Origin of the sequence: Nocardioides sp. NPDC087217 (assembly GCF_044744805.1) — a bacterium.
In the GTDB taxonomy this organism is placed as follows: domain Bacteria; phylum Actinomycetota; class Actinomycetes; order Propionibacteriales; family Nocardioidaceae; genus Nocardioides.
The window spans coordinates 194,578-208,672 of sequence record NZ_JBIUZB010000001.1; the positions used below are offsets into that span (position 1 = coordinate 194,578).

12 protein-coding genes are annotated in these 14,095 nt (G+C 67.6%); 9 read left to right on the forward strand and 3 right to left on the reverse strand.

The genetic code is table 11. The features are described from left to right. Window positions 1–115: 115 nt before the first annotated feature. On the forward strand, window positions 116–757 hold the full coding sequence (locus ACIO3S_RS01005) for a hypothetical protein (protein WP_400458572.1): 642 nt from the start codon (window positions 116–118) through the stop codon (window positions 755–757). 97 nt (window positions 758–854) lie between these two features. Beyond that, complete coding sequence (locus ACIO3S_RS01010; RefSeq protein ID WP_400458574.1) at window positions 855–1,706, forward strand: alpha/beta fold hydrolase; 852 nt, start codon at window positions 855–857, stop codon at window positions 1,704–1,706. A 34-nt stretch (window positions 1,707–1,740) separates the two neighbouring features. Here ACIO3S_RS01010 and ACIO3S_RS01015 read toward each other — a convergent pair whose 3' ends face one another. Continuing rightward, window positions 1,741–2,004, reverse strand: coding sequence for a hypothetical protein (locus tag ACIO3S_RS01015; protein ID WP_400458575.1), 264 nt, complete (start codon window positions 2,002–2,004; stop codon window positions 1,741–1,743). A gap of 385 nt (window positions 2,005–2,389) precedes the next feature. Here ACIO3S_RS01015 and ACIO3S_RS01020 point away from each other — a divergent pair, with 385 nt between their 5' ends. The 4 genes from ACIO3S_RS01020 (at window position 2,390) to ACIO3S_RS01035 (ending at window position 6,768) form a co-directional block, all read left to right on the forward strand. Continuing rightward, on the forward strand, window positions 2,390–2,884 hold the full coding sequence (locus ACIO3S_RS01020) for a hypothetical protein (protein ID WP_400458576.1): 495 nt from the start codon (window positions 2,390–2,392) through the stop codon (window positions 2,882–2,884). Window positions 2,885–3,002: 118 nt separating this feature from the next. Further along, window positions 3,003–4,793 (forward strand): FAD-dependent oxidoreductase, encoded by a 1,791-nt coding sequence (locus ACIO3S_RS01025; protein ID WP_400458577.1) that lies wholly within the window; start codon window positions 3,003–3,005, stop codon window positions 4,791–4,793. 29 nt (window positions 4,794–4,822) lie between these two features. Then, the gene (locus ACIO3S_RS01030) at window positions 4,823–5,875 is read left to right on the forward strand and encodes a maleylacetate reductase (RefSeq protein WP_400458578.1); all 1,053 of its coding nucleotides are present in this window, start codon (window positions 4,823–4,825) and stop codon (window positions 5,873–5,875) included. Beyond that, complete coding sequence (locus tag ACIO3S_RS01035) at window positions 5,875–6,768, forward strand: dioxygenase (protein WP_400458580.1); 894 nt, start codon at window positions 5,875–5,877, stop codon at window positions 6,766–6,768. The genes ACIO3S_RS01030 and ACIO3S_RS01035 overlap by 1 nt, the downstream gene beginning before the upstream one ends. A gap of 57 nt (window positions 6,769–6,825) precedes the next feature. On the opposite strand, the gene ACIO3S_RS01040 is transcribed toward ACIO3S_RS01035, so the two are convergent. Together ACIO3S_RS01040 and ACIO3S_RS01045 are read right to left on the reverse strand one after the other, a co-directional pair. Further along, window positions 6,826–7,827: a hypothetical protein gene (locus tag ACIO3S_RS01040; RefSeq protein WP_400458581.1), complete on the reverse strand. Its 1,002-nt coding sequence runs from the start codon at window positions 7,825–7,827 to the stop codon at window positions 6,826–6,828. An 83-nt stretch (window positions 7,828–7,910) separates the two neighbouring features. Next, window positions 7,911–8,672, reverse strand: coding sequence for a Clp protease N-terminal domain-containing protein (locus ACIO3S_RS01045; RefSeq protein ID WP_400458583.1), 762 nt, complete (start codon window positions 8,670–8,672; stop codon window positions 7,911–7,913). A 125-nt stretch (window positions 8,673–8,797) separates the two neighbouring features. Here ACIO3S_RS01045 and ACIO3S_RS01050 point away from each other — a divergent pair, with 125 nt between their 5' ends. From ACIO3S_RS01050 to ACIO3S_RS01060, 3 genes are all read left to right on the forward strand, one after another. Then, entirely contained in the window at window positions 8,798–9,016 is a 219-nt protein-coding gene (locus ACIO3S_RS01050; protein ID WP_400458584.1) for a hypothetical protein, read from the forward strand. 95 nt (window positions 9,017–9,111) lie between these two features. Beyond that, window positions 9,112–10,938, forward strand: a complete 1,827-nt coding sequence (locus tag ACIO3S_RS01055) for a hypothetical protein (RefSeq protein ID WP_400458586.1) — start codon at window positions 9,112–9,114, stop codon at window positions 10,936–10,938. 131 nt (window positions 10,939–11,069) lie between these two features. Continuing rightward, the gene (locus ACIO3S_RS01060; RefSeq protein ID WP_400458587.1) at window positions 11,070–14,057 is read left to right on the forward strand and encodes a calcium-binding protein; all 2,988 of its coding nucleotides are present in this window, start codon (window positions 11,070–11,072) and stop codon (window positions 14,055–14,057) included. The last annotated feature ends 38 nt before the right edge of the window (window positions 14,058–14,095 follow it).

The following is a 14,095-nucleotide window of genomic DNA, read 5'->3' on the forward strand; positions in this document are numbered from 1 at the left end:
ACCCAGGCCGGTGACCGTGGCGGCCACTGCTCACTCATTGGTGTCACGTCCGGGCCTCGCCGTTTGCGGTGAGCGACTCCTCCTCTCCGACGTCCAGGTGGTTGACGGTGTGCGGGTGACGATCCCCGTGCGGTCGGTGACCTTCGAGATGCGCTACGCCCGCGATCGGCGGGCGGCCGTGCGAGCCCACGACATGGCGGCGCTCCATGACCTGGTCTCCATCGCGGAGATCTCCGAATGGGCGGATGCGCACCGCGGCTGGACCGGAATCGCGAAGGTCCGGGACGCACTCCCCTTCCTCGACGAGAACGCGTGGTCACCGCCTGAGGTCGATCTCCGACTCGTGTGGGCGGAGCTCGGCATCCGTGACGTCGTGTGCAATCACCCGGTGTTCGACCATGTCGGCCGGCATGTCGCCACGCCTGACGTGCTCGACCTGGAGACAGGTGTCGTGGGCGAGTACGACGGCTCCTTGCACCTCGAGGGCAAGCAGCGTGCCAAGGACATCAGGCGAGAGGGAGATCTGCGTGGTGTCGGTCTGGAGTACGTCACCATGGTCTCCGCGGACTTGCGCGATCCGTCGGGATTCAAGGCCCGCACCCTGGCTGCGCGGAAGCGGGCACGAGCAGCGGCGGGGCCGAGGCGATGGACACTGGATCCGCCTGCGTGGTGGACGCCAGCCACGACAGTGGCCGAGCGACGAGCCCTCTCGAATGATGAACGCCGCCGTCTGCTGAGCCACCGATGGGCAGCCTGAGCTGTAGTCGGGGATCAAACGGTCGCTCTACTCGCGCGTAACCGACCGTTTGGTCCCCGACTACCTGAAGACTCTACTCGCGAGTAACATGAACGGCGTGACCGAGACGACCACCCCCACGACCACCCCTGAGGCGTACGGAATCGAGCGTGCCGAGGGCACCAGCTTCACGCTGACCGTGGTCCGTGCGGCCGACCCCGAGGCGCCGACCGTGCTGGTCGTGCCCGCGATGGGCATGCCGGCCGGCTACTACGACAAGCTGATCGTGGCCTTCGCGGAGGCGGGGATCAACGTCGGCCGGATGGAGCAGCGCGGCCACGAGGAGCTCGGCGGGCGGGTCGCCGGCTGGTCCTACGACTTCGGCTACGCCGACCTGGTCGACGACATCGCCGCCGCGGTCGAGCGGCTCGGCGAGCTGGTTCCGGCCTCGGCCGGTGCGGCGTACGTCCTCGGGCACAGCCTCGGCGGGCAGGCCGCCAGCGCCTACGCCGCGCTGCACCCCGACCGGGTCGCCGGCCTGATCTACGTCGCCTCGCAGACGCCCTACTGGCGCAACTACGGCCCGGGCTTCCTGGTCGCCAGCCAGGCGATGGGCCTCATCGGCCGCGTCGTCGGCCACTTCCCCGGCAAGCAGCTCAAGTTCGCCGGGCGCGAGGCCCGCACCCTGATGAGGGAATGGGCGAGGTACGCCCGCACCGGCCGGCTCCGCTTCGGCCGGCCGGCACGCGACGTCACGCCCGCGATGCGCGCACTCGAGAAGCCCGCGCTCATCGTCTCCATCGAGGGCGACTGGCTGGCCCCGAGCGCGACGGTCGATGAGATTCACCGCCGGATGCCCGGGCTGGAGGTCAGCCGCGTCCACCTGGACGAGGCTGGCATCGACCACTTCAAGTGGGCCCGCCAGCCGGACTCGACCATCAAGGCGGTTCTCGACTGGCTCTCGCACTAGTCGCATGTCTCGGGGTCGAGCCCGGCGGGCTCGCTCATCGGATGAGGAGCGGGTGGTCGAACAGGTACTTCGCTCTCCGCACCTTCAACATCGTGACGATCTCGTCGATGTCCATCGACGAGATGCTGGATCCCCCGGCGCTTTCGGCGCAGCGCGTGGTCGTGACCGGGTCGGGGACGGGGTCGGGACGGTGCGCGCTGGCGGCCGTGGGCGCAATCAAGGACACGATGGTCAGTGCGCCTGCGGCGGCGGCAGTGGCGAGGGCGGTCGCGGTGCGGTGTGTGGTGGCGGTGTTCATGATGCTCCTTTGGATCGTGGGGCTGGTCGCCCCGGTGTGGATCTCCGTTGTGTCATCAGCGGGTATCGCAGCGGCAGTGGCTCGGTATCGCGCCGGTATCGGATGGGCCCTGGCGCCTCGGCGCGGTGGCTGGCCTGCCGCGCTCCGGCCAAGCTGTGCGTTGAGTCGAGCTAAGACCGGTTACTCGCAGGCGATCTGAGGCGGCTTGACGCCCGCTCTGGCGCGGCCGACAGTGGTGAGGTGGAGATCGCGGTTCTCGGTCCCCTGAGCGTGCACGGCGACCCGCGTCGGATCGGTGGCCGTGACCGGTTGGTCTTGGCCGCCCTGACCACGGCACCCGGTGAGGCACTTGATCAGCCACGACAGACCCGAGCGCGCAGGAGAGGTGATCCTCGACCATCTCCAACTCGACCAGAGCGACCCGGACACAGCCGCCGACCTGCTGCGGTTGGGTGCGTGGGCCGCTGCGGACCTGGCGTCGTTCGACTCTTCGGGGACCGGGTCGACAGGTCGCGGGCAACGCCTGCTCGACAAGCTGCTCGAGGAAGCAGAGGGGCTTCCCTGGGATGATCCCTTCGCAGCCCAACCCGAACTGCGGTCGCTGTTCGAGGCCGAATCGGCTCGTTGTCGCCGCAGCGACGACGAGGTCGATCTCTGGCACACCGCCCTCGACCGTTGCGTCAGTGCCGATTGGGGTTGGGAAGAGGCAGTCGCTTCGTGGCGCTGCGCCGAGGCGACAGCGAGAACGGGGTCGTCCAGCGAGACAGACGCCATGCTCGATCGGGCCCTTCAGCTGGCCCGGGAGATGGGTGCCAAGCGCATCGAGCGAGCGGTGGTCGCGCTGACCGCGTCCGACGCGGATCAGCCGGCGACGCCCTAGTCGCGTACGCATTTCCGCCAACCCACGACCCCACCTTTGAAGCGGCCCGAGCGGGCCGCAAGACTCGCCCTGAGGCTGCGATCCCACACCCCGCCGCGGCCTCGGAAAGGTGAGGAACATGCCAGTCTTCGACGACGGTCAGAAAGAGACCGAGGTTCCCGAGACCGAGGATGTCGTGACCACCGACGTCCTCGTCGTGGGATCCGGCCCGGCGGGCGCGTCCGCCGCGCTCTTCCTGAGCGAGCTCGGTGTCGACAACATCATGATCACGAAGTACCGCTGGACCGCGAACACCCCGCGGGCACACATCACCAACCAGCGCGCGATGGAGATCTTCCGCGACCTGGGCATCGAGGAGCAGGTGCTCGCCGACGCGACGCCGCACGAGCTCGTCGGTGACACCGTCTTCTGCACGAGCATCGCCGGCGAGGAGATCGGCCGCATCCGCACGTGGGGCACGCGCCCCGACCGCGAGGCCGACTACCAGCTCGCCTCCCCGTGCCTGACGGTCGACATCCCGCAGACGTACCTCGAGCCGATCCTGGTCCGCAACGCGACCGAGCGCGGCTCCCAGACGCGGTTCTCCACCGAGTACGTCTCGCATGTCCAGGACGAGGACGGCGTCACCACGATCGCCCGCGACCGGCTGACCGGCCACGAGTACAAGATCCGGTCGAAGTTCCTGATCGGCGCCGACGGCGCCCGCACCCAGGTCGGCGCCGACATCGACCTCCCGATGGAGGGTGCGATGGACATCGCCGGGTCGATGAACATCACCTTCAAGGCCGACCTCTCCGAGCTCGTCGACCACCGCCCGTCGGTCCTCTACTGGGTCATCCAGCCGGGCTCGAACGTCGGCGGCATCGGCACCGGCCTGGTCCGCATGGTCCGCCCCTGGGACGAGTGGCTGATCGTGTGGGGCTACGACATCAACCAGCCGCCGCCGGAGCTGACCGAGGAGTACGCGGTGAAGGTCATCCGCGACCTGCTCGGGATGCCCGACCTGGAGCCGGACGTGACCGGCTACTCGCTGTGGGGCGTGAACGAGATGTACGCGACCCACGCGCAGAAGGGTCGCGTCTTCTGCGCCGGCGACGCCATCCACAGGCACCCGCCGTCGAACGGTCTCGGTTCGAACACCTCGATCCAGGACTCCTACAACCTGGCCTGGAAGCTCGCGGCGGTGCTGCAGGGCTATGCCGAGCCGTCGCTCCTGGAGTCCTACTCCGCCGAGCGTGCCCCGGTCGCCAAGCGCATCGTCACCCGCGCCAACCAGTCCGCGCGCGAGTTCGGAGAGCTCTTCGAGGCGCTCGGCGTCGTCGGCCTCGAGGGCGAGGAGATGGCCAAGGCCATCGAGGAGCGCAAGGCCAACACTCCCGAGGGTGCCGCCAAGCGGGCCGCGCTCGTCACCGCGATGGAGCGCAAGAACTACGAGTTCAACGCCCACGGCGTCGAGCTCGGCCAGTTCTACGAGTCCAACGCGATCGTCTCCGACGGCACCCGGCCGGCGCCGACCGACGACGAGGACCTCTACCACCGGATGTCGACCTCTCCGGGTGCTCACCTGCCGCACGCCTGGGTCGGGGACAACGTCGAGAAGCACGCGATGCTCGACCTCGCCCCCTACACGCAGTGGACGCTGATCACCGGCGTCGCCGGCGAGGCGTGGGAGGACGCGGCGGAGGCGGTCCGGACGAAGTTCGGGATCCCGCTCCAGACCGTCGTCATCGGCCCGGGCCGGCCGGTCACCGACCTCTACTTCGACTGGGCCAAGCTCCGCGAGGTCGAGGAGTCGGGCGCGATCCTGGTACGTCCCGACAAGCACATCGCCTGGCGCTCCATGTCGCTTCCCGACGACCCCGGCGCCGCGCTGGGCGAGGCGGTCGCGACGCTGCTGGGCAAGGCCTGACCCTTTCCGGGCCCTGACGGGGGGATTCTATGAAGTTCACGCATGAGTCGCTGCCGCAGCGGGTCCGCTTCGCCACCGGCGAGGCGCCCGCCGCGGTGGCAGCAGAGATCGACGAGCTCGGCGCGCGGCGGGTGATGGTCATCGCCGGCGCGCGCGAGGCCGAGCTCGCCGCCCGCGTGACTGCCGACGTACCGGTCGCGCTGCATCACGACGAGGTCGTGATGCACGTGCCGGTCGAGGTCGCCGAGCGGGCTCGTGAGCGGGCGGCCGAGTCCGCCGTCGACGCGCTGGTGTGCGTCGGCGGTGGCTCGACCACCGGCCTGGCCAAGGCCGTCGCGCTCACCACGGGGCTGCCGATCGTGGCGGTCCCCACGACGTACGCCGGGTCCGAGGCGACCAACGTCTGGGGCCTGACCTCGGGCGAGACCAAGACGACCGGCATCGACGCTCGCGTCCTGCCGCGGTCGGTCGTCTACGACGCCTCCCTGCTGACCACGTTGCCCGGCGAGATGACCGTCGCCAGCGGCCTGAACGCGCTCGCGCACTGCGTCGACGCGATGTGGGGTCCGCGGGTGGATCCCATCGACCAGGTCTTCGCAGCCGAGGGAATCCGGGGGCTCGCGGCCGGACTCCCCCTGGTCAAGGCGGATTCGGAGAGCATCGAGGGGATCGAGCAGACCCTCTACGGCGCCTACCTGGCGGCGGTCTCGTTCACGTCCGCCGGCTCCGGGATGCACCACAAGATCTGCCACGTGCTCGGCGGCATGTTCAACCTGCCGCACGCCCAGACCCACGCGGTCGTGCTCCCGCACGTGCTCGCCTTCAACGCGCCGTCCGCCCCGGAGGCGGAGGTACGGATGGCAGCGGCGTTCGGAACGCCGACGGCCGTGGAGGGGCTCGCCGAGCTGCGTACGACGCTCGGCGCGCCGACGGCGCTCAAGGACTACGGCATGCCCGAGGACGGCATCGCCAAGGCGGTCGCGCCGATCCTGGCCGCGATCCCCGACAACAACCCGACCCCGGTCACCGAGGAGAACCTGACCGCGCTGCTGACCGCGGCGTGGGCGGGAGAGGAGAGCTGATGAGCGACGTAGCCGCCGTATCGCCGGAGCAGCAGGCGGTCGAGCAGACCCTGGTCGACACCGTCGTCGCGTCCTTCGACGCCTGCGAGGACCCGCGCCTGAAGGAGGTCATGGTCTCGCTGACGCGCCACCTGCACGCCTTCATCCGCGACGTACGCCTCACCGAGGACGAGTGGGCCGCCGCCATCGAGTTCCTGACCAAGGCCGGCCACATCACCGACGACGTACGCCAGGAGTTCATCCTCCTCTCCGACACCCTCGGCGCCTCGATGCAGACCATCAACATCAACAACCAGGCGTACGCCGACGCGACCGAGGCCACGGTCTTCGGGCCGTTCTTCGTGGAGGACTCCCCGGCGATCGAGCTGGGTGGGGACATGGCCTTCGGTGCCCCGGGCGAGCCCTGCTGGGTCACCGGAACCGTGAGCGGAACCGACGGGAAACCGCTGGTCGGAGCCAGGATCGAGGTCTGGGAGGCGGACGAGGACGGGCTCTACGACGTCCAGCGCGACGCGGGCGCCAGGGCCGCGCGGGCACACCTGTTCACCGACGCCGAGGGCGGCTACCGGTTCTGGGGACTGACGCCCACGCCGTACCCGATCCCGGACGACGGCCCCGTCGGCAAGATGCTGGCCGCGGTCGGGCGGTCGCCGCTGCGGGCCTCGCACCTGCATTTCATGGTGACCCACGAGGGCTGCCGCACGCTGGTCACCCACATCTTCCCCGAGGGCGACCCGATCGGCTGGAAGGACACCGTCTTCGGGGTCAAGGAGTCGCTGATCAAGAAGTTCGAGCGGCAGGCCACCGGGACGCCGACGCCGGACGGACGGGACGTCGATGGCACCTGGTCGAAGGTGCGGTTCGACATCGTCCTCGCGCCCGCCGGCGCCTGATACGTCCCTGGCGTGCTTCGGGCACAGGGGTGTTGCCCCGGCACGCCAGGGACCCCCTCACGGAGCCGGATGGACGATGTAGGTGAAGTCCTCGTCGAGCAGGAACCCGCCCTCACCGGACGCAGGCCTCGTGGTGATCGTGATGTGATCGGTCACGCGGGAGTCGAGCGGATACGAGTCGAGATAGATCGGCACCTCGGTCCAGGTCTGGCCCTCGGGGACGACCGAGCCCTTGACGTCGAGCCCGCCCGGCGGCGCCGGATGGTCCAGGGTGATCCGTAGGGTTCCTGACACCCACCCGTCGGGCCCGTCGGGCGTCAGGATCGGCTCGTTGACGGTGAACCGGTCGCCGGCCCGGAACGCCCGGATCTCCGGCCGGACCTGCATCGTCCGTGCGGCGCTCTTCCCGTTCCGGGTCGCCCTGATCGTCACGTTGAACGCGGGCAGCGTCCCAACCGCCGGGCCCTTCGTGACCGCCGTGAACGACGCCGTACGCCGCCCGGCCAGGATCGTGAGCGTGCCCGGAACCGTCACCCAGGACGAGCTCGAGGTGAGGCTCACGGCCAGCGAGGTGCGGGCCACGCAGTCGAGCGTGACCGTCCCGGTGGCCTTCTGGCCGGCGTGGACGTACGCGGGCAACGCCACCGCGGTGGGCGCCGGCGTCGGGTAGCACGGGGTGACCGTGCGGACGAGTGTCGCGCGGCGTACCACCTGCCGGTAGACCGCCTTGACCCTGCCGCTGCTGCGGACCGTCGTGGGTGAGGTCCTTACGGTGACGACCCGCGTGCTCCGACCGCCGGCGACATAGACGTACGCCGGGACCCGGATGCCCGTGCTGGCCCACAGCTGCACCTTGGCGCGACGAGGGGTCCGGCAGGTGAGGCGGATCGTGGCGGTGGTCGACGTTCCTCCGGCCACGGTGCTCCTGGCGAGCGTCAGCGACTTGAGTGCCGGCCGACAGGCCGCCTCAGCCGACGGTGCCGTCACCGCGGCAGGCACGTTGAGGACCGCGACGGCCAGGACGATGCCGAGGACGAGTCGGGCGAAGCAGCGGGACATCTTCGGAACGTATCGGGACCGCTGGTACGTGCTGCTCGCACGTACCAGCGGTCCCTCAGATCAGGTAGCCCTCGCTCGGTCGCCTACTGCTGGGCGTCGGCATCGGCCGCGGCGAAGTCGACCTGGAGCGATTCCAGGATCGAGGCGATGGTCTGCTCGGTGCTCGCCTTCTCGATCCCGGCCTCGTGGAGGATCCCGGCGCCGTCCTCGTACTCGAGCAGAGCGAGCAGGATGTGCTCGGTGCCGACGTAGGAGTGCTCGAGGCGCAGGGCCTCGCGGAAGGTCAGCTCGAGCACCTTCTTGGCGTCGGCGGTGAACGGGATCATCTCCCCGACCTCGCCGTAGGGCTCCGGCGTGGCGGCCGTCGCCGCGGCGCGCACGGCGTCGAGGGTGACGTCCTGGGCCCTGATCGCGTGGCCCGCGACGCCCTCCGGCTCGGCGAGGAGACCGAGCACCAGGTGAGGTACGCCGGTCTCCGCGTTCGCGGCCTTCCGTGCCTCCCCCTGGGCGGCGACGACGACGGTGCGAGCGCGCGGGGTGAACTTCGCGAACCCGGCGTTCGGGTCGAGCGCCGTCTCGCCGGCCTTGGGGACGTACTTCTTCTGGGCCGCCTGCTTTGTCACCCCCATCCGGGTCCCGATCTCGGTCCAGGAGGCACCGGAGCGGCGAGCCTGGTCGACGAAGTGCCCGATCAGGTGGTCGGCCACCTCGCCCAGGTGCTCACCGACCACCATCGCGTCGGCCAGTTGGTCCAGGGGCTCGGTCCGAGCCTTCTTGATCGAGTCGATCAGGGTGTCGAGGCGTACGGCCTTGAGGGCGGGGTCTGCATCGCGGGGAGTCGTCATGCGTCAACCTTAAGTTGACGATTCCGAGATCGTCAACCCTTGGTTGACGCTTCTTTGGGTGGGCGACAGTCCCGGACTTCGGCTTGTAAGCCGCCTAGTCTGTCTAGACGGAGGCAGTAGCCCTGGTGAGCACCTATGACGATCGCCGAATGTCTGAGCCCGAGGTGTCAATTGCCGAGCACCTGCTCAGCGGTCCGAGTGTCGACGACCTGGATATCGAGCGGAACCGCTCGCTTCCTCGCGAGATGAACCAGGACGAGCTGAAGCCGCGCGCTGGCAGTCCGGTACCGGGCGTTGACGAGTGGAATGCGCGCGGTCCTGACGGCATTTCAACGAGTCGGTGACGTACCTTCGGGACCATACCCAGGAGGGCACCAGATCGAGTAGGCTCCCGCCGCTCCCCGTGTCGGTTGTGAGCCTGAACTTGAAGTAGGTCGCTGTGAAGCCTCTGCACCTTGTCGTCGCCGCCGTTGTTGCGGCCGTAACGGTGATCGTCCCCCTCTCGGTCGTTGTGGCCGCCGAGTCGGCGTTGGCGGCATGCTCGCCGCGCCTGTCGTCGCTCACCCTGAGCGCGTCGACTGTCGTGGGTGGCAGGAGCACGAGGGCGACCGTGAAATTGTCGTGTTCGGTGCGTACGAGGACGAAGGTCGCGATCAGCGCCGGTGCCGGTCTGTCCGCGCCGACAGCGGTGTACGTCGCGAGGGGGACGCGCGCCAAGTCCTTCGTCGTCTCGACTCGCCTCACCTCCATCAGGACGAGCTCGAAGGTACGGGCGACCTTTCGGCAGCGGACGCTGAGCGCCGCCTTGGTGCGGAAGCCGGCGGCCTGCTATCCACAGTCCGTAGGTGTGTCTCCTGCCAGCGTCATGGGTGGCACCGCTGCTGTCGGCAAGGTGACACTCACCTGTCTGCCGGCCAGTGCCAAGACCGTCTGGCTACGCGCTACCTCGGGCGTCGGGGTGCCCAGCAGCGTGACCGTCGGCCGCAACAAGCAGAGCGCCACATTCAGAGTCACGACGAGCATCCCGAGCAGCACCGGCACCAGCACCGTCACAGCCCGCCACGGTGGACGGCAGAAATCGAGGACATTCACCAGGGCGCGGTGCGTTCCCACGATCAACCTGCCGGCCCCTGCCAACGCTGCCAGTACGGTCAACGGCTCGATTGTGCTGGGATGCGAGACCGTGTCACCGGTCGAGCTCAAGCTGAGCACGAACGACGGCCGCCTCTCCGTACCGGCTACCGTTACGGTGCCTGCGAAGTCACGATCGGTCGGCTTCGCGGTGAAGATCTCGGCCAAGGAAGCCAGCTCAATGGCCGCGTCTCCCACCGTCAAGGTGTCGTCGGCGGTCGGTTCGGCGAGCCGGTCGCTCGTCCTGGACCCTGGTATCGCTGGTGTGACCTTCTCCGCTGACGGGTGGGAGGCCAACACCTACCGATTCAGCTTCTCCCTGACCGAAGGTGCGCTGGACGGATCAGCGATCAAGATCGCCTCGACCACGGCCTCTGACATCCCGGCGACCTTTCCTTTAGCCAAAGGCTACTGGTTGTATCAGTCGAAGGGGCCATGGCGTTTCGAGAGCCCCGACGAGGACACCGTCGCGAAGGTGACTTTCACCCTTGGGACGTCCAGCGTCACGGTCCAGATCCCGGTGAAACGAGACTTCCGCAACGGCGACGTTTTCAGCATCGCCACGCCGCCAGTCACTGCGGTCTCTCCGCCGACCGAAGCCTGGAAGGCAGGCGGGTTCAGGATCAAGCTCGACCATCAGGCAGGTCCTGCAGGTAAGCAGTTGAGCGTCACCACCGAGCCCTCATTCCCTGGATGCAGCGTCGAGACGGTCGACATTGCTGCCGGACACACGGTGGCGGACTTCGCACCATGCGTCGGATCGGTCGGCACGACCACCGAGGTTGCGGTCGTCGTCACGGACGGCGTGGTCACACGGCGGCTCGCGGTCACGCTCGAGCCGGCTCTGATCGGCATCGAACTTCCGGCTGAAGTGGCCGCAGGACAGTTCGCGACCGGTCAGCTTCGTTTCGCCGGGCCCTCCGATCACGATCGCATCGTGACCTTCTTCGAGAGTGTCCTGGTTCCGGACCAAGCAAGCATTGTCGTACCTAGTGGCGCGACGACCATGGAATTCTCCTTTGCAGTACCGGACAGCAACTCCTCGGCGCAGTTGGAGGCGATCACATCAGAGGAGCGGTCGAAGTCGGTGTCGTCGAACACCACCCAGATTCTGCGGCTGACCTCCGGGAGTTGACCAGTCGCCCGTCGCCGACGGCTTGTTCCAGCCATCGGAGATCGTGACCAGCCTGCCGTCCGGCAGAAAGTAGTCCTGACGATCGCTCGACCCACCGAGCGACTTCTCGCACCAGATTCTGAGGTTCCAATATGCGTATCCATCCGATGGCGTACGTCGCCGGCAGCATTCTCATGGCTGGCATCACGATCGGTACGGCATCGTCGCGAGCGGTGGCTGAGGAACCGTTGTCCTGCGGGGGCGAACCCGTGACCATCGACCTCACCGCGGCTGAGCACCCAGACCCCGACCGTGAAGCGAGCGACGTGATCTGGGGGACGCCCGGCGATGACGTGATCGACTCCGGGTTGGGTGCGGACACCGTATGTGGTGGAGGGGGGAACGATCGCATCACCGGTGCCACCACGGCGATCGGAGGCGATGGCGACGATCAGATCCATTCAGACTTCGTTGCTGACGGCGGAGCAGGAGACGACCAACTCCACCTTGAAGGCGGGTTGGCATACCTCCGCCCGGGCCCTGGCGCTGACGTCGTGCATCTGTCGTCGGGCGTGCGGTCGGTGACGGTCAACTACAGCGACCTTTCGACACCGGTTGAGGCCGATTTCGCCGCGGAGTCGCCAACGGTGAAGGAGATCGGCACCGCCTACGTGGACCTCTTTCTGTCCGCGGAAGGGTCGAGCCGGTGGCGCGAGGACGGAATCGCCTTCGAAGGGACCGGTGGAGCTGACTTGATCCGGGCGACGGATGGCTACGACGCGATCTATGCCGGCTCCGGCGATGACCACGTTCAAACTCTCGATGGCGGCGACCTCGTCAACCCGGGTGATGGCAACGATGTGGTCGACGGTGGGCCAGAGCCGGAGGGCAAAGAACCTGACAGGGTGACCTTCGCGGGTTCTGACGCAGGCGTCCACGTTGACCTGGGTGCCGGGTTGGCCTCGGGGGGATCCGGGAACGACACGATCATCGACTTCGAGAACGTGGACGGCTCCGCGCACGACGACGTCCTGAGCGCGCCTCCGGGTCGCACGAACCGCCTGTCCGGCGGTGGCGGGGGTGACACCTTTCCGGTGGCTGGGTTGGAGGACGAGTTCTACGGGGGCCCGGGCGACGACGTGATCTCCTTCGCTGCATGGTCAACAGGAGTCGACCTCAGTGAAACGCCTGTCACCACCGGCGCGGTCGAGTGGGTCAAGGGCTCCGGCCACGATGATGTGCTCGTCGGCGGCTACGGGCAGAGTCTTGCTGGTGAGGCTGGCGATGACGTGATCCTGCCGAATGGCGACATGGTTGCCGACGGTGGCGGAGGAACCGACACGCTGTCCTACGCCAACAGAGAATTTCCCCGGGGCTACGCGATGGGCATTGACGTCTCACTGGCCGTCACCGGTCCTCAGGTCGTGAGGAGATTCGACGGCGCGGCGCACGAGACCCAAACGATCCGGGACTTCGAGAACCTCATCGGATCGCCCGGGTTGGATAACCTCACCGGAAGTGACGGGCCGAACGTCATCGATGGACTCGGCTACGACGACAGCTCGCTCGGCGGGCACGGTGACGAGATCCACGGCAAGGGTGGCAACGACACACTGGTCGCCGGAGCGAGTGACGACACCCTCTATCCGGGCTCGGGCAACGATGTCGTTGATGGCGGGACTGGCCACGACGCGGTGTCGTACGACGATGCCGCTGCAGGGGTCAGGGTCGGGCTGGGTGGGCTCAGCGTCCCGGGGACACAGGCCTCTGGAAACGACATCCTCAGAGGGGCAGAGCGCCTTGTGGGTTCTCGTTACGCAGACACACTTTTCGGCGACTCCGGCGACAACGAGATCATGGGCCGCCATGGTCCGGACGTGATCCATCCGGCCGGTGGCGTAGACGTTGTCTACGGTCACGACGACGGCTCTTACAGCTACGACGACGCGATCGACACCGTTTCGTACAGCGAGTCCTCCGCAGGTATCGCAACGGACCTGATGAAAGGCACGCTCGGTGAGGGCATTGCCTCAGGAATCGACAACGTCATCGGCTCGCGGTTCGCGGACGCCATCACTGGGTCGTACGGCGCCAATGTCATCACAGCGGGTGGAGGCGACGACATGATCTCCGGTGGAGACGGCAACGACCACATCGACGGGGGCGCGGGGGCGGATCGGATCGTCGGCGGTGGTGGAACGGACCTGGTCACATACGGGACGGCATCGGCAGGTGTCCGCGTGAATCTTTCGACAACCGCTCGTCAGGACACCGTGGGAGCAGGATGGGACACCATCGCCTCGGTTGAAAATGTGGCCGGAAGCGCCCATGCCGACAGTCTGACGGGTACACCCGGAACCAACGTGATTGATGGAGGAGCAGGAAACGACACGCTCACCGGTTCAGGCGGCAATGACCGATTGCAGGGAGGAAACGGGACCGATACTGCGTCGTACGCGTCCGCTTCCGCGAGCGTCAAGGTGTCGCCGACTCGAGCCACGGGCGGGGCAGGTACTGATGTCATGACTGGGGTCGAGAATCTGGCTGGCAGCAAATACTCGGACACGTTGAGCGGTGACTCGGGTGCGAATCTCCTGCGCGGAAACTCGGGCAACGATGTCATTCTGCCTGGCGCAGGGAACGACAAGGTGTACGGAGGCAGTGGCGTCGACACCCTTTCCTACGCGAGTATCTCCAGGCCGCTCTCGGTGTCCATGGGCCTGACCAGCGCCCAGAACACCGGCGGTGCTGGTACCGACCTGATCAGTGCTTTCGAACGTCTTATCGGTGGTTCCGGGCTCGATGTCCTCGTAGGCGGTCCAGTTTCAGAAGTGATCACCGGAGGAGCTGGCAACGATCGCGTTCACGGAAACGGCGGCAACGACGTGATCAGAGGAGGTGTCGGATACGACGTCGTCTTGGGTGGTGCCGGCGCTGACGAACTCCACGGCGATGGCGGGAATGACACGCTCCGCGGTGGGGCTGGGAACGACAGAGTCTACGGTGAGGCTGGCGCCGACAAGCTTTACGGTGACGGCGGAGCAGATGTGCTCTTCGGAGGACCCGGTCAAGACAGCGGATTCGGTGGCCCGGGAAGAGACAGCTCGATCGCCGTCGAGCGGCGGATCAGCATCCCCTGACGCTGAGGGGAATGTGGCGCTGGGCCGATCATCCGAGT

Excerpts from the sequence above, each read along its gene's own strand:
- ACIO3S_RS01015 (WP_400458575.1), bottom strand. The coding sequence starts at position 2,004 with ATGAACACCGCCACCACACACCGCACCGCGACCGCCCTCGCCACTGCC.
- ACIO3S_RS01025 (WP_400458577.1), top strand. The coding sequence starts at position 3,003 with ATGCCAGTCTTCGACGACGGTCAGAAAGAGACCGAGGTTCCCGAGACC.
- ACIO3S_RS01030 (WP_400458578.1), top strand. The coding sequence starts at position 4,823 with ATGAAGTTCACGCATGAGTCGCTGCCGCAGCGGGTCCGCTTCGCCACC.
- ACIO3S_RS01035 (WP_400458580.1), top strand. The coding sequence starts at position 5,875 with ATGAGCGACGTAGCCGCCGTATCGCCGGAGCAGCAGGCGGTCGAGCAG.
- ACIO3S_RS01040 (WP_400458581.1), bottom strand. The coding sequence starts at position 7,827 with ATGTCCCGCTGCTTCGCCCGACTCGTCCTCGGCATCGTCCTGGCCGTC.
- ACIO3S_RS01045 (WP_400458583.1), bottom strand. The coding sequence starts at position 8,672 with ATGACGACTCCCCGCGATGCAGACCCCGCCCTCAAGGCCGTACGCCTC.
- ACIO3S_RS01060 (WP_400458587.1), top strand. The coding sequence starts at position 11,070 with ATGCGTATCCATCCGATGGCGTACGTCGCCGGCAGCATTCTCATGGCT.